This window comes from Bacillus alveayuensis, assembly GCA_030812955.1.
In the GTDB taxonomy this organism is placed as follows: domain Bacteria; phylum Bacillota; class Bacilli; order Bacillales; family Aeribacillaceae; genus Bacillus_CB; species Bacillus_CB alveayuensis.
The window spans coordinates 21,626-43,417 of record JAUSTR010000014.1 but is presented as its reverse complement, the minus strand read 5'-3'; the positions used below and the strand labels follow the sequence as shown (position 1 = coordinate 43,417).

Below are 21,792 nucleotides of genomic sequence, written 5' to 3'. Positions count from 1 at the left end.
GGAGTTCATTGTAAAATACGACTATATAAAAAATTTTATTAATATGGTACAAATGAATTTTTTGATTTAGTAAAAATTAAGGATAAACATTTCCAGATTCAAGGATGTACCATTTTCCGTTTTTCAGGCCGAGTGATAAATACACTTCCCATCCCGTTTTACATAAAGAGCTAATTTCTTCAGTAACGATGACTGGACCGATTTCTGAGTCAAAATCTAGATCACCTTGTAGCCAAAGCTTTCCGTTTTCCACCCTTGTGATAGTAAAGTAATCCTCTTCATACTCTTCAAAATTTTCTTCTGCAATATTTGAGAATTTATGTAGTTCAAATATTAATCTTCCAACTCTCTCAACTAGAGGGAGATCGTCTTTTAATTCATTCACAATTTCCATTTGCTCTTCGTATTCTTCTTTTGAAATATATTGTTGATCGTACAGCCATTTCACTAATTTTTTCATGACCGTTCCGTTAGTTTTTAAGAAGGATTCACTAACCATCGCTTTTTTAATTAAAAAATATCCTAAAAATTCATGAATAACAGGATAAGTTATTTTTTCAACACCAAATATATCGGTAAACTCGATCCCTTTTTCCATTGCTTGAAATAGCTTTTCATGTTCATCTCTATCTAAGGAGGTGTGTCCATATCCATTTAGAAAGATTGTAAATAATTCAATAACAGATTCGTATCCTTTATAAGTTTTTTCAGACAAACGTTCTTTTTGTTCAGATAAAAATTCGTCTAGGGCTTTACGAATGGATGGCATCAATTTCCTTCTCCTTTACTAATAGATTCATTATCATTATGACAAGTGTAAGATGTAAATAAAAGGTTTTTTTCAAATAGTAGAGAATTAAATGATGTGGAGTGCAAAATGCTGCTGGAGAAAGGAGCGGTAGTTGTTGATCATTCACGGAATCGAAGTAAAAGGAAAACTTATCGATGAAAAAACGCGCTGCAAGCATTACCATAAAGATGTTGATGTTATTGCCATCAAATTTTACTGCTGTAAAACGTATTACCCATGCTATGAATGTCACGAAGAAGAAGGCTGCGGAAACCACCAAGTATGGCCTAATGAATTATTTGATGAAAAAGCCATTCTTTGCGGAAACTGTGGCACAGAACTAACGATTGAGGAATACTTAAACTGTCATTACCAATGCCCTGAATGCCATGTACCATTTAATCCAGGCTGTGGAAGACATCGGCATTATTATTTTGGGGTCTGACCCTTGATGGGGACAGGCCCCTAAATATTAGTTTATTTCTTTTCTTCCACGATTATTTGTCCAATTAAGGAAATGACAGAGCCAACTGCTTGTATCCAGCTGCCACTTACTTTTAAAGATTCACTATTTATATGCTTTTCAAGGTTCTTAAAATCCTTATACTTGTTACGAACTTGTTCCAACTCATACACCCCGCTAAGAGCTTGCAACGAATTTCCTATTGCTTGTAATAAGTTTCCTATAATATTAATTGACTGATCTGCTGTTGTTTCGTTCTCTAATTCGTCTCCTACTATGACTAGTGCACCTAAAGCTTGTATCCAGTTACCAGTAATGATTAGTTTTTGTCCAGTTTCTTGTTCAAAGTCAATCACAAGCCCGGCAACTACCGTAACATTCCCGATTGATTGAACTTCATTCCCGATTCTCACAAGGGGGGATATTTTGCCTTGATCGTCTGCCTGCAGAGCATTTCCTGTTGCTTGTAAAACATTTCCCCATATATCTAGATCGTATAGCAAATCACTACTTATCACATTAGATGGCGTACTTCCAATAGCCGCGATAACAGTTCCTATTGCTTGAATCCATGAACCAAGGATTTCTCTAGATAGATTATCCATTTGAAGCGCCACCTATCATCAAGTTCTTACCTAATTATATTCAAAGGGGAGGTTCGATGTATGGTTTCAAGATGACATTTTATACAAGTTGGGTAGCGAATAAGGCGAAAGGAATAAATCGTCCTGTTGTTTAATAAAGGAAATTGCCTTCGTTAAACATCATAGTATACCTTGGGATTTATTGTGTGAATTTATATATGAATAAGATTGGATTTTCTTGCGGGTATTTTTATAAAAGGCTCTTTTTTCTAAAAGATTTTTGATTTACAACCATAGCTTTTCGACTGTCCAGGCAAGCGACACGCTTGCTATGTCACACTTTAGTGTGACGTGAACCGAACAAAAGGCGATGGTCGGACAAATGTAATTTGTCCGACGACGTGCTTTGTTCGGTTCATGGACAGTCGAAAAGCAACAAAGTTTACGAAAACAGCCTTATAAAAAATAAGGACGAGAGCTGCGAGAAATGAACTTATCTTTGTTTTAACTGATATTTTTTTAGCTTCCGATAAAGAGTGGTTCTGGCAATATTCATTCTTTTGGCGACAGCTGATAAATTCCAGCCTGTTTCCTCTAAAAGTCGGATCAGCACTTTTTTCTCTTCCGATTCGATAAGAGATAGCTTCTTTTGTTCGTTGTTGATGGAGGTAGTCATTCTGTTTTCCATTAAGTATATAGGTAAGTCTTTTAACGTAATGACAGGTGAATCGCTGAAGATGACGGCATGCTCAAGGACGTTTTGCAATTCTCTTATGTTTCCTGGCCATGTATATTGTAAAAAGAAATGATGCGTTTCGTCTGCAAGTGAAAGGGATTCTCTCCCATATTTTTTAGCCAATTGTTTTAAAAAGTACTCAGAAATGAGAACAATATCTTCCTTCCGCTCACGAAGAGGAGGAAGGTGGACGGTCACAACGTTTAGTCTAAAAAATAAATCCTCGCGAAAAAGCCCTTGTTTACATAAGGTATATAAGTTTTTATTCGTCGCGGCAATGATTCTAACATTTATTGGAATAGTTCGGGATGAACCTAGCCTCGTAATCTCATTTTCTTGTAGTACCCTGAGTAAATGAACTTGCAGTTCAAGCGGCATCTCCCCGATTTCATCTAAAAACAAAGTGCCGCCGTTTGCTTCCTCAAACTTTCCTTTTTTACCTTCTTTTGCGCCTCCAGTAAATGTTCCCCTTTCATAGCCGAATAATTCGCTTCCAATCAGCTCTTTTTGTATGGCACCACAGTTAATAGCCAAAAAAGGTTGATCGCATCTTTGACTCGATTTATGTATGGATTTGGCTATTTTCTCTTTTCCTGTACCGCTTTCACCTAAAAGAAGAATCGGAGCATTTGTAGGAGCCGCTTTATAGCATTTGTTTAAGGCTGTTAAAAATGCCTCTGATGTTCCAATGACATCCTCCCATGGTCCATTTTGGAAATTAAGTCGAGAAGAGGGAAGAACTGCTTTTTGGCTATCTTTCAACACAACCATATATCCAGCTACATTTCCCTTAAAATAAATCCGTTCAATCGTGAGGACTTTAAAACCACGAATCATCAAATCTATTGCATTGTAGCTTCCATTAGACGATTTGGACATCTTTTGAAGTTCTTGGATTAACGGCTGAAAATCAAGATTTACCATCAAATCTCCTACATGCTTAAGGTTAAAGCATTCTTTTAATTTTTCGCTGCATTTTACAACGAAAAAGGCGTGGTTGAGGACAAGAATATCATCGTTTTTCCACTTATGAGCTTTTTGAAAATAATACTCGGTTAAAAAGTTGTGCACTTTCATATAGACGTGTGCAAGCTGCTTTTCGATCACTTGTGCAATGGATACAGCTAAACTAAGAGTGTGAGGTTGGGCGTTCCCCCAAAATCCAGTAAAATCGATGGCACCGATAATCTCTTGTGTGAAGGGATGTGTGATAGGAGCTGAAGAACATGTCCATGGATGACATCCTTGGCAAAAGTGTTCAGCAGAGAAAATTTGAATGGGATGTTTGGTGACAATACACGTGCCAATCGCGTTTGTGCCTGCAGTTTTTTCGCTCCAGTCCATACCAGCTGCGAAATTCATTTTTTCTGCTTCCCGTAAGACATAAGATTCTCCTTTCAAATAAATAATATGGCCGTTTTCATTGGATAACGTGACTAGGTAGCCGGTTCCTTTCATTTTGTCAAACAAATCATCGATAATCGGTTCTGCAACTTGATATAGCTCACTCTCCTGTAATAAATCTGTTAAATTGTCTTTTGATAAAGCTACCTTCGTTTGCAATTGCCGCGGATCAACACCTGTTTTTTGACAGCGCTTCCAAGAATCTAAAACATTTTTTCTTATATTCCCAGCTATTTCATCTTGCCACGATTTTGTAACAAACCTTTCCCATAAAATTTCTAATTCTTTTGTTCGATTAGATAAATTATGTGTTGAGAAGATCGAAATAAAAGGATTACTCATGTTGTTCCCCACATTTTTCCCTCCTTTTTATTATATTAATTTTAAGAATATTTTAACATTTTATACGATGAAAGGGAATCGAAGATTATTGTATTGTTTCATGGAAAAATTGTAGCGAAACAGTTGTAGCAATTCGCTACAGTTCATCAATCGATTTTTAATAAAGGCTCTTTTCTAAAAGATTGTTGCTTTACAACCATAGCTTTTTAACTGTCCAGGCAAGCAACAAAGTTTACGAAAACAGCCTTAATAAAACCTCTCTTATTTCAATATTCTGAAAATTGGCACGTAACTTGCAAAGATAAAAGTGAAAACGAAATCAATGTTTGAGAAAAGAAAGGGGAGAAAAGGATGGAAACAGTTGCAACTCGGAATGCGCAAATACTTGCGATCGATGCAGGGGGGACGATGACTGATACCTTCATCATTGACGACAATGGTGATTTTGTCGTTGGAAAGGCCCAATCTACACCTGATGACGAATCGATTGGTCTAATCAACTCTGCAAGAGATGCCTTAACTTACTGGAACACAACAGTAGAAGAACAATTTCCGCAGCTCCTTGCAGGTGTCTATTCTGGAACCGCGATGCTAAATCGTCTCGTGTCAAGGAAAGGACGCCGGGTCGGCTTAATCGTGAATAAGGGGATGGAGGATTTTCATCGTATGGGCCGGGCGATCCAAGCTTATCTCGGTTATTCTTATTCAGACCGTTTGCATTTAAATACCCATCGTTACGATCCTCCGCTTGTACCAAGGGAGTTGACGAGAGGCGTAACCGAAAGAGTGGACTTATTTGGAAACGTTGTCATTCCGCTTTATGAACATGAAGTCGAGCCTGCCGTTGTGGAACTATTAGAACAAGATGTTGAAGCGATTGTCATTAGCTTGCTTCATTCTTACAAAAATCCTCAACATGAACGAAAAGTCCGTGATATCGCCAAAGAAGTGATGAAGAAAGTCGGAAAAGAAATCCCGGTTTTTGCGTCAGTAGATTATTATCCTGTCCGAAAAGAGTCTCATCGCACAAATACAACTATAATAGAAGCCTATGCAGCCGATCCGTCTCGTGAGACATTGTCAAAAATCGATCACATGCTAAGAGAGCATGGTGCGAAATTTGATCTTCGGGTCATGGCAAGCCACGGTGGAACAATTAGTACGCGTGCAAATGAGCTTGCGAGAACGCTCGTTTCTGGTCCGATTGGTGGAGTCGTTGGCGCAAAATATCTTGGGGAACATCTCGGAATTCGTAATATTGCATGCTCCGATATCGGTGGGACAAGTTTTGATATGGCCCTTATTACTCAAGGGGATTTAAGCATTAATACTAGTCCGGATATGGCTAGACTTGTTCTGTCATTACCTCTTGTTTCGATGGATACAGTTGGAGCGGGGGCTGGAAGCTTTGTCAGAATCGATCCGAACTTCAAGTCATTAACACTAGGTCCAGACAGTGCGGGATCAAGAGTAGGCGTCTGTTATAAGGAAGGCGGTATCGAAACGGTAACGGTTACCGACTGCCATGTCGTCCTCGGACTCATCAATCCAGATAATTTCCTCGGTGGTGAAGTCAAGCTAGATCCGCAAAGAGCTTATGATGCGGTTAAGAAACAGATAGCCGATCCGCTCGGATTATCTGTAGAAGACGCAGCATATGGTGTGATCGATTTACTTGAGTCTCAGCTGCGCAATTACCTTGAATCTATGATTCTTGGAAAAGGGTATTCACCATCCCAATATGTATGCTTTTCTTACGGAGGCGGTGGTCCTCTTCATACGGCTGGCTACACGAAAGGTCTTGGCTTTGAAGATGTTCTAGTCCCTGCTTGGGCAGCTGGATTTTCAGCTTTTGGCTGCGGTGCGGCAGACTTTGAATACCGCTACGATAAAACGCTTGATATCAATGTAAACTCTGATGATGGAGATGACAATAAGATAAAGGCTGGTAAAGAATTGCAAGATGCATGGGACGAACTTATGGAAAAAGTAGCGGCTGAATTTGAGAAAAATAACTTTAACAGAGAAGATGTAGATTTCCGCCTTTATTTCCGCATGCAGTACCAAGGCCAGTTAAATGACCTTGAAATTGAAGCGCCAATTAAAAAGTTTAAGAGTGTTAGTGACTGGGAGGCACTTGTCAAAGCATTTGAAGACACGTACACGAGAGTTTACGCAAAAGCAGCCAAATCGCCTGAGCTTGGCTACAGTATTACAGGTGCAATCATACGGGGCATTGTCGAAGTAGCTAAACCGAGAATTCCTGAGGAGTCATTATCAGGAGAAACTCCGCCGAAGGAAGCGTTTCTTGGCCAGCGCGATGTGTACTGGAAAGGCGAATGGATCAAGGCAAACATTTGGGAAATGGAAAAACTAAAGCCAGGCAACAAAATCAGTGCCTTTTCCATTCTTGAATCTCCAGCTACAACGTTTGTCATTCCACCTGGCTTTGAAACATATCTTGATGAGCATCGCATTTTCCATCTGAAAGAACTTTCATGATAAAGGGGGTTATTTTTCATGACGATGACTGAAAAAACCTTACAAAACCGTCAAAATATTGGCTGGGACGGAAAAACGATCAAACAGATGCGCAAGGAAGTGGATGAAATTAGCCGAGCGACAGGATATTATGCAGGGTTAAGGACATTACCATTAAAAGAAACCGATCCGATCCGCTATGAAAAAATCTTTTCGAAATTGCGGGGAGGGGTTGTCCATGCAAGGGAAACGGCCAAAAGAGTAGCGGCTTCCCCGATTGTTGAGCAGGAAGGAGAATTATGCTTTACACTTTATACGCCAGAAGGAGATTCCATTGTCACTTCAACTGGAATTATCATTCACGTCGGGACGATGGGTGCAGCAATTAAATATATGATTCAAAATGATTATGAAGAAAATCCAGGTATTGAAGATGGAGATATATTTTGTAACAATGATTGCCAAATCGGAAATGTTCATCCATGTGACGTTCATACGATTGTCCCGATCTTTCACGATGGTGAGCTAATTGGTTGGGTTGGCGGGGTTACCCATGTCATCGATGTTGGCGCAACGGCACCAGGAAGTATGACAGTCGGTCCGGTTACCCGATATGATGATGGATACCAAGTGGCCTGCCGAAAAATCGGTAAAAACGATACGCTCTTTAAGGATTGGCTCATTGAAAGCCAGCGTTCTGTCCGAACAACAAAGTACTGGCTGCTTGATGAACGGACGCGCATTGCAGGCTGCCACATGATTAGGGATCTTGTCCTTGATATTATCAAGGAGGAAGGTGTTGACACATATAAGCATTTTATTCGAGAGGTGATTGAGGACGGACGCCGCGGCTTTGTTAATCAGGTGAAAACGTTGTTGATTCCGGGTAAATACCGCCAAGTTTCATTTGTGGACGTACCATATAAAAATCTTGATGTTCCACCTTACGCTCGCGTAAACACGATTATGCATGCACCGACTGAACTGACTGTTCACAAGGATGGCAAGTTTCAAATCGACTTCGAAGGGGTCAATCGATGGGGTTGGCACAGCTACAACGCAACGCCTGTTTCGATTACGAGCGGTATATGGGTTATGATGTCGCAAACTCTTATCCCGAACGATCGGGTAAATGACGGAGCTTATTATGCGAGCCAATTTGACCTACCATACGGATCATGGTTAAATCCAGACGATATTCGGACCGCACACAGCTATGCATGGCACTTCCTCGTGTCAGCGTGGAGTCCGTTATGGCGTGCACTTAGCCGCAACTACTTTGCCCGGGGATATTTGGAAGAAGTCAATGCTGGTAATGCGAATACGTCGAACTGGCTGCAAGGAGGCGGTTATAACCAATTTAATGAAAATCATGCCGTTAACAGCTTCGAATCAGCAGCTGAAGGTGTTGGAGCAAGTGCGGTTCGAGACGGTATCAGCCATGCAGCGGCGATCTGGAACCCTGAAGGCGATATGGGAGATATGGAAATTTGGGAGCTTGCCGAACCACTCCTTTATTTAGGCCGAAGCATTAAACCAAATACAGCAGGGTACGGAAAATACCGTGGCGGCAGCGGATACGAGACTTTACGGATGGTATATGGTGCGAAAGACTGGACGATGTTCTTTATGGGGAATGGCTACATGTCAAGTGACTGCGGTTTAATGGGCGGCTATCCAGCAGCATCTGGCTACCGTTTTGAAGCACATGGTACAAACTTGAAAGAACGAATTGAAAAGAGACTACCAATTCCAACAGGTGGAGATACTGACCCGGATAACCCGAAATATGATCATTTAATGGAAGCGAAGGAAATTATCCGCGATAAGCAAGCTATTACGACTGAAACCATTTTTGAAAATTACGATCTATATTTAAATTACCTTCGTGGGGGTCCTGGATTTGGAGATCCGCTTGAGCGCAATCCGAAAATGATTGAGGATGATTTAAATGAAGGACACCTGCTTCCGCGCTATGCTGAAAGCGTTTACGGTGCTGTTGTGAGTCAAAATGAAAAGGGTAAGTATATCGTTGATGAGAAAGCGACCGATAAGCGTCGGAAAGAAATGAGAAAAGAGCGTCTTAAGCGAGGACTTCCAGTAAAAGAATGGATAAAGCAGGAGAGACAAAAAGTTATCAACAAAGAAGCGGCTGTGCAAGTTCGACATATGTATGCAGGAAGCTTTGCTTTAAGTGAAAAATTTGTGAATGAGTTTAAAGAATTTTGGAAGCTTCCGAACGAATGGCATTTAACAGAAGACGAGTTAGGCGTGCCGACCTTTGGGGCGAAAATAAATCGCCAGAAAAAATCATAACGAATGGGGTGAGATTATGACACAATATGATCGTAAAACGATTGAAGAGTTAATTGATGGATCGATTGATTTTTACAAATTAAAAGAAATGCTTTCAAATTTTAAGGATGCTGACCGATTTGACAAGTATATTAGCATCCTGCAGGAAAGGGTTCCGTGGGACGATCCAATATTGCTGCCAGCTGGACTTCACCTTTACATCGTTCAGAAGCAAGACGGCAGACGAATCGTAAAATGTGATTGCGGACATGAATTTTGTGAGGCTAGTGACAACTGGAAGCTGCATGCTCTCATCTATGTTCGTGATACGGAGGCAAAAATGGCGGAACTATATCCGAAAATGCTTGCACCAGATCCAGAGTGGCAAGTTATTCGTGAATACTATTGTCCGAACTGTGCGAGCCAGCTAGAGGTAGAAGCAGTCACACCATGGTACCCAATATTAAAAGATTTTGAGCCGGATATTGATGCTTTTTATAGCGAGTGGCTGAATCGTCCACTTCCTCAGGTGAAATAAGCAATGAAAGAAAACGCAATTTGAACTAAACAGGTGAATAAAAAGGACAAAAGTGTACAAAAGAGACTGTCTCATCAGGTCATAAAAATGGACCTTTTACGAGAGAGTCTCTTCCTTTTATGAAGAAATGTTATTTATTTGGTTATGACTTTAATTTTTTTCCAATGGTGTTAGCTGCAAGTATAGCTGCGTAAACATCATCTGGTGTAACTGGAAATGGCATGTTGTGAATCGTTTCGCCTTCTTGGCAGGAAGCTTCGGCCACTTTTCGTATTTTAGACTCAATATCTTCGGTAATGCCCATTTCTTCAAGTGTAACTGGCAAGCCGATCTCTGCACAGAGGTTTACGTATTTTTGAATTTCTTCGATGCTGCGGTTTTCTAAAACGAGTTGAGTGATTGTTCCAAACGCTACTTTTTCACCATGGTATAAATGATGAGGGTCATCGATGACGGTAAACCCGTTGTGAATCGCATGAGCTGCTGCAAGACCGCCGCTTTCAAAACCGACACCGCTCAAATAGGTGTTCGCTTCGACAATATTTTCTACAGCTTTTGTGACAAGGTTTTGTTCCACAGCAAGGAACGCTTTTACTCCATCTTCAAATAATGTTTGTTGACAAAGCTCAGCAAGTGAAATCGCTGCCTTAGTAATCGTACCACCAGCCATTGGAATGGCGTTTGCTTCGTAGCAAGCTCTTGCTTCTACATATGTGGCTAGAGCATCACCAATACCAGCTGCAAGAAGTCTTGCCGGAGCATTTGCAACAATTTGCGTGTCTACAAGAACAATATCGGGGTTTTTCGGCAAGATTAAATATTCGTCAAATACTCCTTCTTCTGTGTATAGAACAGATAACGCACTGCATGGGGCATCTGTTGATGCAATCGTTGGCACGATCACAACAGGAAGTTTAGAATAATACGCTACAGCTTTTGCGGTATCGAGTGTTTTTCCTCCGCCAACACCAACAATAACATCAATGTCATTTTCTTGGACAATCGTTTGCAGGCGACTTACTTCTTGCTTTGAACATTCACCTCGGAACGTCTCGAAAGTCAAAGTGCCCTCTTGATCGGAAAAGCTTTGTTCAATTGTTTCACGAGTTAGACCTAAGACGAATTCATCAGCGATGATTAAAAAGGATTTCCCTAAAGGCCGAATATGCTGACTAATATTTTGAAGCTCTCCTTTACCTTGTATGTATTTTGCTGGTGAGTTAATAATTCTTGCCATTTTATACCCCTCCAAAGTGATTTTTTGGAAAAATATACTTCCTACCATGGATTATATCACTAAAACGAACTTTTCCCAATTTAAAAATGGAACATTCACAATATTTTCAAACAGTTTTCGTATTATTGTTATTATTCATGATTAATTAAATGGATGAACGTTATTTAATGGAATTTTCGAAATTATCTTTACGCGTCATGACGTTTATGGTAATTTTATTAATAATTATATATGAAGTATAAACTTCGTTTTGTAGTTATTATAAAGTTTAAACTTCTATTTTTTTCATCAAAAGGTGAATGATCGATGAATTTAACAGATATTATTCAAAAGGAGTATAAAAATCTTTCAAAGGGGCAGCAAAAGGTTGCGAAATATTTATTAGAAATTCCAAGAGATTTTGCAGTTAAATCAGCAAAAGAAATTGGCGACAACGTCGGAGTCAGTGAAACGACAGTCATTCGCTTTTGCTATTCGATTAAATTATCTGGTTTTTCTGAGCTGCAAAAAATGGTTCGCAAACAGCTGCTTGATCGGAAAAGCAGTCTTGAGCAATATTTTTCTAGCAAACTGGAATTAGCGGAGCAGCCCCATTTTTATGCAAAAGTGATGGAACAAGATTTGAGACATATTCAAGAAACGATCCATCATATTCAAGAGAAAGATTTCAACAACGCTGTGGATCAATTAGTAAAATCGAATAAAGTCTATATTTCTGGATTGCGTACTTCTTTTTCCGCTGCAAGCTGGTTAGCCTTTACGCTCGGTCTTATTCGGGGGAATGTCCAACTACTTCGTCCAGATACCGATGATTTGTTATTGTCCATCAGTGAAATGGATGAAAGCTCTACGTTAATTGCAATTTCGTTTCATCGCTACTTAATGGAAACGATTAAAGTTGCCCAATTAGCGAAAGAACAAGGAGTATATGTTATTGGAATTACCGATTCGCCATTAGCTCCAATTCATGAGTATTCCGATGTGATATTTCAAATTTTTTCATCTGAAAAATCGACGATTGATTCTGCTCCAGCGTTGTTTTCCTTTTTAAACGCGCTTGTAGCAGGTGTTTCCATTAAGGATAAGGAGCGATTTGAAAAGAGAAAGGAGCAATATGATCAATTAAATGGAGATTTCTTTTTTGTTCGTGATGGAGGTTGAAATGCGTGAAAAAATTCATTGAAGAACTGAAGCCGACGATTGATTCCATCTTTGCATATTTCCATCAGCATCCGGAAATTAGCTGGCAGGAATATAAGACTACAGCATATATTCAACATTTTTTACAGGAACGGGGTTTTCATGTACAAACCTTTTCTGATTGTCCTGGATTAGTTTCGGAGATTGGAACAGGTGATTTTTGTATCGCATTACGGACAGATATGGATGCTTTATGGCAGGAGGTTGATGGAAAGTTTTGTGCAAATCACTCCTGCGGTCATGACGCTCATATGACAATGGTTCTTGGCGTAATGCTTCTTTTTCAAAAACTAAATGTCTCATCATCTGCTAAACTAAAATTTATTTTTCAGCCAGCAGAGGAAAAAGGGACGGGCGCCCTCAAAATGATGGAGAAAAAAGTATTAGATGATGTTGATTTTTTATACGGTGTCCATCTTAGACCTATTCAAGAATTGAAAGACGGTGAGGCCGCTCCTGCGATATACCATGGAGCCGCTAAATTTATTAAAGGTGAAATTGTTGGCGAGGATGCCCATGGCGCAAGACCCCACCTGGGACAAAACGCCATTGAAATCGGTGCTTCCTTCATTTACGAAATGAAAAACATTCATTTAGACCCGATGATTCCATATACAGCGAAAATGACCAGCTTCCATGCTGGCGGTGAATCGGGAAACATTATTCCAGGGAAAGCAACGTTTAGTTTAGATTTACGAGCCCAAACAAATGAAGTGATGAATGAGCTAACGAAGAAAATTGAAGCCATCGCCAATGCTCTTGCCAAACTTTATGGAGTTACAATCACGTTAGAGACGAAAGCAAATGTTGCGGCAGCAAAGGTTCATCCACAAGCACAGCGTTTGATGGAACAAGCGATTATTGACACAATTGGTGAACAGCGCTTAAAACCTCCTATTGTCACAACGGGAGGAGAGGATTTTCATTTTTATACATTGAAAAAACCACACATCAAAGCAACGATGTTAGGTCTAGGCTCTGACTTAAAGCCAGGACTGCATCACCCGAAAATGACCTTTAATCATAAGGCAATATACACTGGTATCGAGATTTTAACGAAAACATTCTTAAACACCATCAAAGCATATGAATTGGGTGAGATATCATGAGTACAGCACTAGAAATCCGCGTATTAAAAAGCCATTCCGATTTACAAATGGTTCAAAATCTTGAAAAGCAAGTATGGGAAATGGATCCACTACCACTTCATCAAACGATCACGGCTGCGCAAAATGGCGGGCTATTACTAGGTGCTTTTATCGATAACGAAATGGTCGGATTTAGCTACAGCTTTCCTGGTTTTCAGCATGGCAAAAGCTATTTATGCTCGCACATGCTTGGCATCCATCCGGACCATCAAGAAAAAGGAATTGGAGCAAAGCTAAAAAAAGCACAAAAAGAGATTGCCCGTGACATGGGATATGACTTAATCGTGTGGACATTTGATCCGCTCGAAACTCGAAATGCTTACTTAAATCTTTCGAAATTGCATGCGATTTGCTCGACGTATATAGAAAATTGCTACGGGGAAATGGAAGACAATTTGAATTACGGTCTTCCTTCTGATCGCTTTAAAGTAGAATGGTGGATCAACAGTCCACATGTGATCGATCATCATGGTGTGAATATAGAGGAAGAACCATTCAAGCTTCCGTGGAAGACCACGATTGATCAGTTACCGATTTTAGACGATGTGGAAGATGAGATTGAAAATATTTCCGATCAACAAAAACCGGTACTCGTTCCTGTTCCAGCAAATTTTCAACATTTAAAACGGGAAAATTATTCCTTGGCGATGGAGTGGCGCTTAAAGACGAGAAAAGTGTTCCAAGCATTGTTTCAAAAAGGATATGCTGCTGTATTTTTAAGGAAAAGTGACGATGAACCGGTTCATTATTATTTATTGATGCAAAGAATACATGTCAACATTTGATGAAGGTGGGAATGATGATGAAAGTCAAACAAGTGATCTTACGTCATATCAAAATGAGATTGAAATTTGTTTTTACAACAAGCTTTGGCTCCTTTTTAGATAAAGAGTTTCTTTTACTTGAAGCAAAGGATGAAAATGGATTGAGCGGCTGGGGAGAGTCTGTAGCATTCCATTCTCCTTGGTACAATGAGGAAACGATAAAAACGAATTGGCACATATTAGAAGATTTTCTCATTCCAAGTGTTCTAAATAGAGAGATTGAACATCCTGATGAAATATCGCAGATCTTTTCCAACATTCGTAAAAATAATATGGCCAAATCGACGATTGAAGGAGCTGTTTGGGATTTATATGCGAAACAAAAAGGGGTATCCCTTGCCAATGCTTTAGGTGGAACGAAAAAGGAAATAGAAGTCGGGATTAGCATTGGCATTCAAAAAAATGTTGATGAGCTTCTTCATCTAATTGAGAAATATGTCAAGGATGGATATAAGAGAATCAAAGTGAAAATTAAGCCGGGATGGGATGTTGAAGTCATGCGGGAAATCCGTAAGCATTTTCCGAACGTTCCATTAATGGCTGACGCTAATTCGGCTTACCGGCTTGATGATGTAGACCGATTAAAGGCGCTAGATGAATTTGATCTTATGATGATTGAGCAGCCGCTTGCATCGGATGATATTGTCGACCATGCGAAGCTGCAAAAACAAATATTAACGCCAGTCTGTCTTGATGAGAGCATTCATTCTTATGAAGATGCTAGAAAAGCGATTGAACTAGGAAGCTTGAAAATTATTAATATTAAAATAGGACGTGTCGGTGGCTTAACAGAAGCAAAACGAATTCACGATTTATGCGAGAAGCACAATATACCTGTTTGGTGCGGAGGAATGCTTGAGTCTGGAATTGGAAGGGCGCATAATATTGCGTTAACAACTTTATCGAACTTTGTGCTGCCAGGTGATACCGCAGCATCTAGCCGTTATTGGGAAAAAGATGTGATTACCCCTGAGGTCACAGTTCATCATGGCGTGATTACGGTTCCTGACAAACCGGGAATTGGATATGAGCCGAATCTTGAGGTGATTCAACAATTGACTATTAATGAGAAATCTTTTTCATCCTAATAGCTGTTGGGAGGAGATGCCTCTTCCCATCGCTTTTATCATATAAAATTATCAAAATATTCTAACTAATGCAAGGAGGAAAAAATGAAGCAAAGTATTCAAATTGCTGGTGCATTTATTGGTCTAATCGTTGGTGCAGGGTTTGCCTCTGGTCAAGAAATATTACAATTTTTCACGAGCTTTGGCTGGCTAGGGATTTTAGGCACGATGTTAGCTACTCTTCTTTTTGCTTTTTTAGGGATGAATTTAACCCAACTAGGCAGCAAAATGCAGACAACTTCTCATAAAGCTGTCATTTATAGCATTTGCGGGCGCTATCTTGGCGTGGTTGTCGATATGATGATTACGTTTTTCTTATTTGGTGTTTTAGTTGTGATGATTGCAGGGGCTGGTTCTATTTTTGAACAGCAGTTTGGAGTCCCAAGTATCGTTGGGAGTATTTTCATGACGATCATCACGATCTTAACGGTTTCTTTAAATATCCATAAGGTGATCTCCATGATCGGCCTCATCACTCCATTTTTACTTGTACTCGTTGTGATCATTTCGGGTTATTCTTTGGCTACGATGGAACATAGTTTATTGGATACAAACCAATTAATTGATCAACAATATGCCGCTGCGTCTAACTGGGGATTAGGAGCACTTTTATACGTTTCCTATAACATTGCAGCAGGAGCGGCCATGCTAGTGGTCATGGGGGGAGCTGTAAAAGATGAAAAAACAGCCGGATTAGGAGGAATATTAGGAGGAATAGGATTAGGCGTTCTAATATTATTGATTAATCTCGGGATGCTGGCAAAGGTTGAGACGATTATGGGTGTAGATATGCCGATGCTCTATTTAGCAAATGAGCTATCTCCTATCGTCGGTATGTTCATGTCGATCATCTTGTTAGGGATGATTTATAACACCGCAGTCGGAATGCTTTATGCTTTTTCTGCCCGTATCGTCAAACCTCAGCATGACAAATTCAAAATGTTTGTGGCTTTATTTGGTACTACCGCTTTTGCAGCAAGCTTTATTGGCTTTATTACATTAGTTGGAACCGTATATCCGCTAATGGGATATCTTGGATTTACCCTCATTGCGGCAATTGTCATCGCTTGGATAAAAGAAATACAGAACAAAAGAAAATCGCCTGTTGGAATCAATGGATCATCACGTTTTTAAAGGAGTGAAATAAACAAGTTGATCGAGTTCTAGAAAGTCAAGAGGCTGACTTCATAGCATGCCATTGTCCTTAGGGATTACAGCATGTCATACGTGTCAGCCTCTAATTTCATTTGCCTATATTATAAAACTAACATGAAAATGGAGGTCACAATTCCTACATAAACGAGGGTGACGGTCGTAAACCCCATAATATCTCGAACTCTTAAACCTGCGATCGCAAGAAGAGGGATTGCCCAAAATGGCTGAATCATATTCGTCCAAGCGTCTCCCCATGCAATCGCCAATACAATTTTCGCTGGATCAACACCCATTTCAAGTGCTGCTGGAATGGCAATGGGCGCCTGTACGGCCCATTGTCCCCCTCCTGATGGGATAAACATATTTAAAAATCCAGCTGACCAAAACATGAATAACGGGAGTGTTTCGCCTGTTGAAATTTTAATAAAAAGGTTTGAAAGCCATTCGGCTAACCCAGAGGCGGTGATCATTCCCATAATGCCTGCATAAAAGGGGTATTGTAAAGCAAATTGTCCGACACTGCTAGAAGATTTTAACAACCCTTTTCCAAGCTCGCGGACATTCCCGAATAATAGGAGCACTAGGGTTAAAAACATTAGATTGACCGTATTCAAGTCGAGAGAAAAACCATTTTTAGAAAAATGAATAGCTAAATAAGATAATCCTAAAATGCCTCCAACTACGGTGATGAGACGGCTTTTTTCTAATTTATCGTTTGCGTAATTGGTTTTTTGATCTTCTTCTTCGAGCGTATCATCAAGCAATTTTGGATCAATTAAAAATCGATCTTCCTTTTTGGCTGGATGGATCCATTTCATAATAAAAGGCAATGTTAAAAAGACGATGACAACAATGGTTAGGTTGAGAGCAGAGAACAACGTTTCTGAAGTAGGAATGATCCCAATTTGATCCTGAAAAATATGATCTTTCGTCGCCACGAATAAAGCAGGAGATGATGAAAGGCCGCCTTCCCATAAAATAAAGCCAGAATATCCAGCTGCAACAAGTACACGATAATCAACATCGTGAACCTTCCTCGCAACTAGTTTTGCCATAATACCTGCCACCACTAATCCGAAAGCCCAGCTAATTAAGGAAGCAGCCAATGAAGTAAATGTAACGAGCAATATGGCCGAATTAGGAGATTTACACATACTTGCAATTTTTTCGAGTATACGTGAAACTGGCTTCGTTAAAGCTAAAGCATAGCTCATAACAAAAGTAGTAATAATTTGCGCAGTAAATGTTAATAAGGCCCACATCCCATCGCCCCAATAAGTAACCATCTCGATCGGACTTTTTTGATTGACGATCATTCCGCCTAAAAAGGTAATGACGGTAAGAATGACAGCAAAAACAAATGCATCTGGCAGCCATTTTTCTGCTATTTTCGCAAAAAAGAGGACGATTTTAGAAAGGGGATTATTTTTCTGATCGTTCAGTTGTGTTTGTTGAAATTTTTTTTGTACATTTGTTTCCATCATGATTACCTCCCAATAGAAATGTAATTTTTTAATTGATGTTTTTGGATTTTGCCAACAGACGTTCTCGGAAATTCTTCAATAAAATGAACGGCCTCTGGAACTTTGAATGCAGATAATCGTTCTGTGCAAAAATCAATGATTTCTTGAGGGGAAATATCGTATCCATTTTTTAAAACAATGAAAGCGTGAATAGCTTCGTCTCTTATTTCATCTGGGATACCAATGACAGCGCTTTCAAAAACAGCTTCATGCTGATGAATGACAGATTCTACCTCGCTAGCTGCTACATTTTCCCCTGCGCGCTTAATCATATCTTTTTTACGATCGACGAAGTAAAAATATCCATTTGTAGGATCTTTTTTGGCAAGATCCCCTGTATAAAGCCAGCCATCTATTATTGTCTTGTTGGTGGCTTCCTCATTTTGAAAATACCCTTTCATGATAGTTCTGCCAGGAACACCAGATACAACAATCTGCCCGGTTTCACCATCTGGCACTTCCATCCCGTTATCATCCACTAATTTAACTTGATATCCAATCGAAGGGAGGCCAATACTTAGGTTATCATAATTTCCATCGAGTGGATTTATAAGCGGAGTACCGATGGTTTCAGTCATTCCGTATAATTGCCTAAGAGGAACACGGTATCTATCCTCAAATGCTTGCAATTGTTCAATTGTAACGGATTGGGCAAAAACAATTAATCGTAATGAATGTTCAGCATCATGTGGATCATACGGTTTTTTTAATATCATCTTGATTGGAGCGGCAAATAGGGAACCTACCGTAGCTTGTAAACGTTTCGCTTGCTTAAAATATTTTGATGCACTAAATCTCTCAGTTATCGCAATACTTGCCCCAACTGATAACGCTGGCATGGACATATAATATTGACCATTTCCGTGAAAGATTGGCAAAACAATTAAGACACGGTCTTCAGGAGACATTCTCAGCGATTTAGACATGATTTCTCCTGCGTAAATATAATTTGCATGTGTCACTAATACTCCTTTTGGTTTTGATGTTGTGCCTGAAGTGTATAAAATAGCGGCAACATCGTCGCTGGATAGATCTGGGAATGTCTTAAGCGGTTCTGTTTGATCGATCAATTTTTGCAGACTAACACCATCGTGACGATCCTCATAACTTCTTGATAAAAAAATTCCATTTAATCGTTTTTGGAAGCTTGCAAATTTATCAACATAGTCTGTTTCGGTTATGACTAATTTTGTTTCGGAATGTTCAAGTAAATAGGCGATTTCATTAGCAGTTGAAAGAATGTTCGTAGGAACCATAATTCCGCCTATAGACGTGATCGCAAACCATGAAATCATGAAATCCATACTATTAGGTAAGTGAAGAAGCACTTTATCTCCTTTTTGAATCCCATAATTTTGAAGAGCTTGCGCAAGCCTGCGCACTTGATCTGTAAACTCTTCATAGGTTAATGAAACAGTAGCTTCATTTTGATCTTCAAAAACGACAAATGTTTTATTCGGATAAATATGTGTCATCTCTTCTAATCGTTTTGGAATTGTTTTATTTCCTATAATATCTCTCACGAATGATTTCCCCTTTGTTGCAAAGATAATTCAATCAGTTTATTTTTTAAGATTTTTCCTCCAGGATTTCGAGGCAGCTCCGTTATAAATTCTACTTGTTTAGGTACTTTAAATTCAGAAAGATGTTTTCGAGCGAAATCTATCACCTCTTCCTCCGTTAGTTCTTCTCCTGGAAATTTCACAACATACGCTTTGACCTCTTCACCAAATAAAGTATCTTTTACGCCAACAACTGCCGCCTCCAAAATTTTTGGATGGGCATATAAAATATTTTCAATCTCGACAGAATAAATTTTCTCACCTCCTCGATTAATGACATCTTTTTTGCGATCCATAATATAAACAAATCCGTCTTGATCAATGTAGGCGATATCCCCAGATTTCCAGTAGCCATCTTCAGTAAAAGAAGTAAGATTTGCCTTTTGATTATTCCAATATTCTTTTATGACCATTGGGCCTTTTATATATAGTTCTCCAATTTCTGCTGGACCGCACTCAGTCCCATCCTCCTTGACGATTTTTAACTCAGCAACTGGAACAGGTAAGCCGACAGAGCTTGTTTTTTCTTCTGGGTATCGCTTTGGCATAATCGTAGTGGGTGATGTTGTTTCCGTCGCTCCATATGCGTTATGCATGGTGGCGTTTGGAAAATAGATTTTTAATTCGCTAATCGTTTCCTTGGACATCGGAGCTCCTCCATATGCAACGATTTGTACAAAATCATAAGAGTAAGAATGAAATAATGGATGTGACATGATCATGACATAGATGGTCGGAACATTAAATAAAAAGGTAATACTTTCATCATGAATCAATTTTATAAATGGTTCGGTTCGATAGCGTTCCATTAAGATGGTCGTTCCTCCGACTAAAAGGACATGAAACAGCTGGCCAATTAGACCTGTTACATGAAAAAGCGGGACCGCAATTAAAGTGCGCACATGATGGTCTGTATTGAACACGTATTTGTAATTTAGACAGCTATGGATGGCATTAATATGACTGCCGACTGCTCCTTTTGGCCGTCCAGTTGTACCGGATGTATACATAATATAAAGCGCTTCGGTTTCTTGCGGTGGTATATAGTCATGAAATCCATTATCTACTTCTTTTAAAAGCTCATGTTTAAATGAATACATGTTTTTCTCTGGCTTTTCATCATCAATTAAATAGCAAAATTGTAAAGAAGGATTGTTTATAATCCAGTCTTCTAATGGTTGAACAAGTCTGTGATCTGTTATTAATATTTTGGCGCCAGAGTCTTTCAGCATAAATATTAATTCCCGTGCTGTTAACTTTGTGTTCAAAGGGACAAAAATAGCGCCAATTTTCGCACAGGCAAGGGCGGTTAAGACGAATTCTAGTTCATTTCCAAGGAGTAATGCGATTCGATCTCCTTTTTGTACATTTTTTCGGAGGAAGTTTTCAGCTACGGTATCTACTTGTTTTTTTAAGTCTCGATAATTTAGGCGTATACCATCTTTTATCAACGCCTCTTTTTCCGGATATTTTTGTGTGGAATTGACGAACATTTCATAAATATTCGATGGCCTCTCGGCGAACATTTTCATCTTCCGACCGTATAAATGCCCTTCGATAAACATGAAATACCTCCATTTCACAAACAAATTCCATTGTTATTGAGCCGTCCAGCCGCCATCAACATACAAAATGTGGCCTGTTACATAATTGGATGCGTCAGATGCTAGAAAAACAACAGGTCCTGCTACATCTTCGACTTCTCCAATTCGTTTCATCATCGTATTTTGAACAATTTGTTTGTACCGCTCTTCATCCTGAAGCCATGGACTTGTCATAGGTGTTTTAATGTAAGCAGGGGCAATGGCATTGACATTGATGTTATAAGGGGATAACTCGCTTGCCCAAACCTTCGTCAATTGATTAATACCCCCTTTGCTTGCTGCATAGCTCGTTTGGGAAGGCATTCCGATCCCGCCAAGTATGGAAGAAATATTAATGATTTTTCCGTTTTTTTGTTTCATCATTTGTTTGGCCGCTGCCTGACCGACGAAAAAGATTCCTTTTAAATTTGTATTTATCACTTGATCCCAATCATCTTCTTCGACTTCGATAAGCGGTTTTCGGATATTCATCCCAGCATTGTTCACTAAAATGTCGAGCTTACCGTGGCATTCGATGATGTTGTCGATCATATCATGCACTTGTCCTTTTTTTGTCACATCTGCTTGCACCCAAGAGAAATCCAAACCTTGATTTTTCATTTCATCTACAACAGTTTGTAGTTCATCAGCTTTGCGGCTTGCGATGACGACATGTGCTCCATGGATGCCGAGAGCACACGCCATAGCTAAACCAATTCCTTTACTACCACCTGTTACAAGTGCAACTTTTCCATCTAGCTTGAAAGAAGGGAATCGACTAATATCCATTTTGACACCTC

Annotated in this window: 17 protein-coding genes; 9 read left to right on the top strand and 8 right to left on the bottom strand. The window is 39.5% G+C overall.

Annotated features, from left to right (window positions below):
• Window positions 1-76: 76 nt before the first annotated feature.
• Window positions 77-769, bottom strand: coding sequence for a hypothetical protein (locus tag J2S06_RS12205; RefSeq protein ID WP_419152494.1), 693 nt, complete (start codon window positions 767-769; stop codon window positions 77-79).
• A gap of 136 nt (window positions 770-905) precedes the next feature.
• Here J2S06_RS12205 and J2S06_RS12200 point away from each other — a divergent pair, with 136 nt between their 5' ends.
• A complete protein-coding gene (locus J2S06_RS12200) occupies window positions 906-1,235 on the top strand; it encodes a CHY zinc finger protein (RefSeq protein ID WP_419152493.1) in 330 nt (109 codons plus the stop codon).
• 32 nt (window positions 1,236-1,267) lie between these two features.
• Here the strand turns inward: J2S06_RS12200 and J2S06_RS12195 are convergent, their stop codons facing one another.
• Both J2S06_RS12195 and J2S06_RS12190 read right to left on the bottom strand, forming a co-directional pair.
• The gene (locus J2S06_RS12195; RefSeq protein ID WP_419152492.1) at window positions 1,268-1,858 is read right to left on the bottom strand and encodes a DUF6944 family repetitive protein; all 591 of its coding nucleotides are present in this window, start codon (window positions 1,856-1,858) and stop codon (window positions 1,268-1,270) included.
• A 472-nt stretch (window positions 1,859-2,330) separates the two neighbouring features.
• Window positions 2,331-4,331, bottom strand: a complete 2,001-nt coding sequence (locus tag J2S06_RS12190) for a sigma-54-dependent Fis family transcriptional regulator (protein ID WP_419152491.1) — start codon at window positions 4,329-4,331, stop codon at window positions 2,331-2,333.
• A 339-nt stretch (window positions 4,332-4,670) separates the two neighbouring features.
• On the opposite strand from J2S06_RS12190, the gene J2S06_RS12185 reads away from it, so the two are divergent.
• Genes J2S06_RS12185 through J2S06_RS12175 form a run of 3 tightly spaced genes read left to right on the top strand, consistent with a single transcriptional unit; the run spans window position 4,671 to window position 9,633 of the window.
• Window positions 4,671-6,821, top strand: coding sequence for a hydantoinase/oxoprolinase family protein (locus J2S06_RS12185; protein ID WP_419152490.1), 2,151 nt, complete (start codon window positions 4,671-4,673; stop codon window positions 6,819-6,821).
• 18 nt (window positions 6,822-6,839) lie between these two features.
• Window positions 6,840-9,116 carry a hydantoinase B/oxoprolinase family protein gene (locus tag J2S06_RS12180; RefSeq protein WP_419152489.1) on the top strand — a complete coding sequence of 759 codons (2,277 nt, stop codon included), beginning with the start codon at window positions 6,840-6,842 and terminating at the stop codon, window positions 9,114-9,116.
• 16 nt (window positions 9,117-9,132) lie between these two features.
• Complete coding sequence (locus tag J2S06_RS12175; protein WP_044893119.1) at window positions 9,133-9,633, top strand: acetone carboxylase subunit gamma; 501 nt, start codon at window positions 9,133-9,135, stop codon at window positions 9,631-9,633.
• A gap of 142 nt (window positions 9,634-9,775) precedes the next feature.
• On the opposite strand, the gene J2S06_RS12170 is transcribed toward J2S06_RS12175, so the two are convergent.
• A complete protein-coding gene (locus J2S06_RS12170; protein ID WP_419152488.1) occupies window positions 9,776-10,870 on the bottom strand; it encodes a glycerol dehydrogenase in 1,095 nt (364 codons plus the stop codon).
• A gap of 306 nt (window positions 10,871-11,176) precedes the next feature.
• Between J2S06_RS12170 and J2S06_RS12165 the strand changes: the two genes are divergently transcribed.
• The 5 genes from J2S06_RS12165 (at window position 11,177) to J2S06_RS12145 (ending at window position 16,303) form a co-directional block, all read left to right on the top strand.
• Window positions 11,177-12,031 carry a MurR/RpiR family transcriptional regulator gene (locus J2S06_RS12165; protein ID WP_044893117.1) on the top strand — a complete coding sequence of 285 codons (855 nt, stop codon included), beginning with the start codon at window positions 11,177-11,179 and terminating at the stop codon, window positions 12,029-12,031.
• Between the two features lie 5 nt (window positions 12,032-12,036).
• Complete coding sequence (locus tag J2S06_RS12160; RefSeq protein WP_419152487.1) at window positions 12,037-13,179, top strand: M20 peptidase aminoacylase family protein; 1,143 nt, start codon at window positions 12,037-12,039, stop codon at window positions 13,177-13,179.
• Window positions 13,176-14,003: a GNAT family N-acetyltransferase gene (locus tag J2S06_RS12155; RefSeq protein WP_419152486.1), complete on the top strand. Its 828-nt coding sequence runs from the start codon at window positions 13,176-13,178 to the stop codon at window positions 14,001-14,003. The genes J2S06_RS12160 and J2S06_RS12155 overlap by 4 nt, the downstream gene beginning before the upstream one ends.
• Before the next feature lie 17 nt (window positions 14,004-14,020).
• Window positions 14,021-15,130, top strand: coding sequence for an o-succinylbenzoate synthase (menC, locus tag J2S06_RS12150; protein ID WP_419152485.1), 1,110 nt, complete (start codon window positions 14,021-14,023; stop codon window positions 15,128-15,130).
• Between the two features lie 84 nt (window positions 15,131-15,214).
• On the top strand, window positions 15,215-16,303 hold the full coding sequence (locus J2S06_RS12145) for a YkvI family membrane protein (protein WP_419152484.1): 1,089 nt from the start codon (window positions 15,215-15,217) through the stop codon (window positions 16,301-16,303).
• 122 nt (window positions 16,304-16,425) lie between these two features.
• Here J2S06_RS12145 and J2S06_RS12140 read toward each other — a convergent pair whose 3' ends face one another.
• Genes J2S06_RS12140 through J2S06_RS12125 form a run of 4 tightly spaced genes read right to left on the bottom strand, consistent with a single transcriptional unit; the run spans window position 16,426 to window position 21,781 of the window.
• The gene (locus J2S06_RS12140) at window positions 16,426-17,805 is read right to left on the bottom strand and encodes a short-chain fatty acid transporter (protein WP_419152483.1); all 1,380 of its coding nucleotides are present in this window, start codon (window positions 17,803-17,805) and stop codon (window positions 16,426-16,428) included.
• A gap of 5 nt (window positions 17,806-17,810) precedes the next feature.
• Window positions 17,811-19,370 carry a class I adenylate-forming enzyme family protein gene (locus J2S06_RS12135; RefSeq protein ID WP_235357018.1) on the bottom strand — a complete coding sequence of 520 codons (1,560 nt, stop codon included), beginning with the start codon at window positions 19,368-19,370 and terminating at the stop codon, window positions 17,811-17,813.
• Window positions 19,367-20,974, bottom strand: a complete 1,608-nt coding sequence (locus J2S06_RS12130) for a class I adenylate-forming enzyme family protein (protein WP_044893112.1) — start codon at window positions 20,972-20,974, stop codon at window positions 19,367-19,369. Before J2S06_RS12130 ends, J2S06_RS12135 begins: the two co-directional genes overlap by 4 nt.
• A 33-nt stretch (window positions 20,975-21,007) precedes the next feature.
• A complete protein-coding gene (locus J2S06_RS12125) occupies window positions 21,008-21,781 on the bottom strand; it encodes an SDR family NAD(P)-dependent oxidoreductase (protein ID WP_419152482.1) in 774 nt (257 codons plus the stop codon).
• Window positions 21,782-21,792 lie beyond the last annotated feature (11 nt).

Coding starts and splice junctions, on each gene's coding strand:
- J2S06_RS12180 (WP_419152489.1), top strand. CDS start 6,840: ATGACGATGACTGAAAAAACCTTACAAAACCGTCAAAATATTGGCTGG.
- J2S06_RS12155 (WP_419152486.1), top strand. CDS start 13,176: ATGAGTACAGCACTAGAAATCCGCGTATTAAAAAGCCATTCCGATTTA.
- J2S06_RS12170 (WP_419152488.1), bottom strand. CDS start 10,870: ATGGCAAGAATTATTAACTCACCAGCAAAATACATACAAGGTAAAGGA.
- J2S06_RS12205 (WP_419152494.1), bottom strand. CDS start 769: ATGCCATCCATTCGTAAAGCCCTAGACGAATTTTTATCTGAACAAAAA.
- J2S06_RS12130 (WP_044893112.1), bottom strand. CDS start 20,974: ATGTTTATCGAAGGGCATTTATACGGTCGGAAGATGAAAATGTTCGCC.
- J2S06_RS12175 (WP_044893119.1), top strand. CDS start 9,133: ATGACACAATATGATCGTAAAACGATTGAAGAGTTAATTGATGGATCG.
- J2S06_RS12145 (WP_419152484.1), top strand. CDS start 15,215: ATGAAGCAAAGTATTCAAATTGCTGGTGCATTTATTGGTCTAATCGTT.
- menC (WP_419152485.1), top strand. CDS start 14,021: ATGAAAGTCAAACAAGTGATCTTACGTCATATCAAAATGAGATTGAAA.
- J2S06_RS12140 (WP_419152483.1), bottom strand. CDS start 17,805: ATGGAAACAAATGTACAAAAAAAATTTCAACAAACACAACTGAACGAT.
- J2S06_RS12195 (WP_419152492.1), bottom strand. CDS start 1,858: ATGGATAATCTATCTAGAGAAATCCTTGGTTCATGGATTCAAGCAATA.
- J2S06_RS12185 (WP_419152490.1), top strand. CDS start 4,671: ATGGAAACAGTTGCAACTCGGAATGCGCAAATACTTGCGATCGATGCA.
- J2S06_RS12125 (WP_419152482.1), bottom strand. CDS start 21,781: ATGGATATTAGTCGATTCCCTTCTTTCAAGCTAGATGGAAAAGTTGCA.
- J2S06_RS12165 (WP_044893117.1), top strand. CDS start 11,177: ATGAATTTAACAGATATTATTCAAAAGGAGTATAAAAATCTTTCAAAG.